The organism is Pseudoalteromonas sp. SG41-5 (assembly GCF_014164495.1).
GTDB classification, from domain to species: Bacteria; Pseudomonadota; Gammaproteobacteria; order Enterobacterales; family Alteromonadaceae; genus Pseudoalteromonas; species Pseudoalteromonas rhizosphaerae.
Genome location: NZ_JACJFH010000205.1, coordinates 1 through 2,202 on the forward strand (window position 1 = coordinate 1; position 2,202 = coordinate 2,202).

Annotated in this window: 2 protein-coding genes and 1 pseudogene; all 3 read left to right on the forward strand. The window is 40.5% G+C overall.

All coding sequences use genetic code 11. The features are described from left to right. Positions 1–1,209, forward strand: a 1,209-nt coding sequence (locus H5232_RS22970) for a hypothetical protein (protein WP_310736633.1), incomplete at its 5' end; no start/stop codon positions are given. Next, positions 1,206–1,514: a hypothetical protein gene (locus H5232_RS22975; RefSeq protein WP_182719706.1), complete on the forward strand. Its 309-nt coding sequence runs from the start codon at positions 1,206–1,208 to the stop codon at positions 1,512–1,514. The genes H5232_RS22970 and H5232_RS22975, both read left to right, overlap by 4 nt. Next, positions 1,514–2,202, forward strand: a pseudogene (locus tag H5232_RS22980) (hypothetical protein); the annotation flags it as partial. The gene H5232_RS22975 and the pseudogene H5232_RS22980, both read left to right, overlap by 1 nt.

A 2,202-nucleotide genomic window follows, 5' to 3' on the forward strand; every position in this document is an offset into this window, starting at 1 on the left:
ACCGTTTCATGCCCAAAAAACTACCCCGTTCATGCTTCGCATTGCTGCCTCTACGACCAATTTACACCGTACAATCAAGGACTATTGATGTCATTAATTTCAGTAAAAAAATCACCAATAACGCCACTGTTAACTAAGTCATTTTCACGCCGTGCAGTAATAATGTTACTAAGTGTCGCTACGTTGCTATTAACAGGCTGTGGTGATGAGCCTAATCCACCTGCTAAACAAGTTGTTGAAGAGCAACCCAGCCGATTTAGTAAAGATAAATTGGCGTATCGTCATACATACCACCCTGAATGGCCTAAAGAGGTGCGCGATGAGGTGTATGGCGATAAAGAAACGTTTTCAACTCCGCGGATTTTATTTAAAACCAACATAGAGTGGACGGGGCAAACTACATTATTTTCTGCGCGCATGGATCTCTCTGATAGGCGCCGCATTATTCCCGAAACTGCATTTGAAGATAAATGGATGGTTGGGCTACATAAACCGGTGCGCTCGCCAGATAACCGCTACATTGCTTTATCTATGGATACAACAGAGCACGGTTTCACCCGCGAGCTGTGGGATACTAAAACCCAACAGTTTATTTTTATGAGTAAAGGCCATGGTTATGCTCATTTTAATTGGACTAAAGACAGTGAAAATGTGATTTTTTACGCCAGTGGTAAACATTATAATTACCACGTACCCACTAAAACACTTACTGAGCGGCCAATTATTTACTCTAATGGCTTGTATTTATTGCCAGATGGCAAAACCTTTTTAGCACATAAAAAAAATGAGTATTGGTTACATGACTTTAATGGCGACGTGATAGAAAAGGTTGATTTAGGCTATAACAACCATCTTTCTATGCGTAGTTTTAAGGTATCTCCCTTCGGCGATTATATTTATTTTTTATCAGAAGGGCTTGGGGCGGCGCAAAATTACTGGATTAACTTATCGGACCCCAATAAGCGCATTATATCACCAAGAAAAGCAGATACTTACTTTTTCTCAGATAAAAAAAATAAAGTGTTAACAAAATCTAAAAGAAAGTCTACTGAGCTTCTTGGGAATGGTTGGGCGTTTAATAATTATTACTTTATTGAGTTAGATTTAGTGACCCGGCAAACAAAAGAGATACCGATTAAAGAAAGTAATATTTGGGGCATGATGCGAGTATATATTTATGGCGTGTTTAATATCAAGGATGAACAATGACAGAGCAATTGAATACAGGGATATGTAGCTTCCCTAAAGCGTATTTACTCACGGGCTATGTGAATGAAGGTAAGCCAATCAGTAAGCTCACTCTGTTGTTTAATCGTGTGGTGGTGGCTGATAGTAATGAAGCGATACCAATACTATTAAGCACTGATGAAGGTGCGGTGATCGAGGTTGTTGATGACAAGCAGTTGACAACACGCACACCGTTTCATGCTCATAAAACTATTTATCTTAAGCTTCTCAAGCTTTGCACTGCTGCACTTGCGACCAATTCACACCGTACAATCAAGGACTATTGATGTCATTAATCTCAGAAAACACAGCACGATTTAAACCGTTTTTAACGCCGCTGTTAACTAAGTCATTTTCACGCCGTGCAGTCATAATGTTACTAAGTGTCGCTACGCTGCTATTAGCAGGCTGTGGTGAGGAGCCTAATCCACCTGCTAAACAAGTTGTTGAAGAACAGCCCAGCCGATTTAGTAAAGATAAAAGAGCATATCGCCATACATATCATCCTGAGTGGCCTAAAGAGGTGCGCGACGAGGTGTATGGCGATAAAGAAACATTTTCAACTCCGCGGATTTTATTTAAAGCCGACATAGAGTGGACAGGGCAAACTACATTATTTTCTGCGCGCATGGATGGCTCTGATAGGCGCCGCATTATTCCCGAAACTGCCTATAAAGATAAATGGAGGGTTGGGTTACATAAGCCTAAGCGCTCGCCAGATAACCGCTACATTGCTTTATCTATGGATACAACAGAGCACGGTTTTACTCGCGAGCTGTGGGACACCAAAACCCAACAGTTTATTTTTATGAGTAAAGGCTATGGCTATGCCCATTTTAACTGGACTAAAGACAGTGAAAATGTGATTTTTTACGCCAGTGGTAAACATTATAACTACCATGTACCGACTAAAACACTCACTGAGCGACCAATTATTTACTCTAATGGCTTGTTTTTATTGCCAGATGGTAAAAC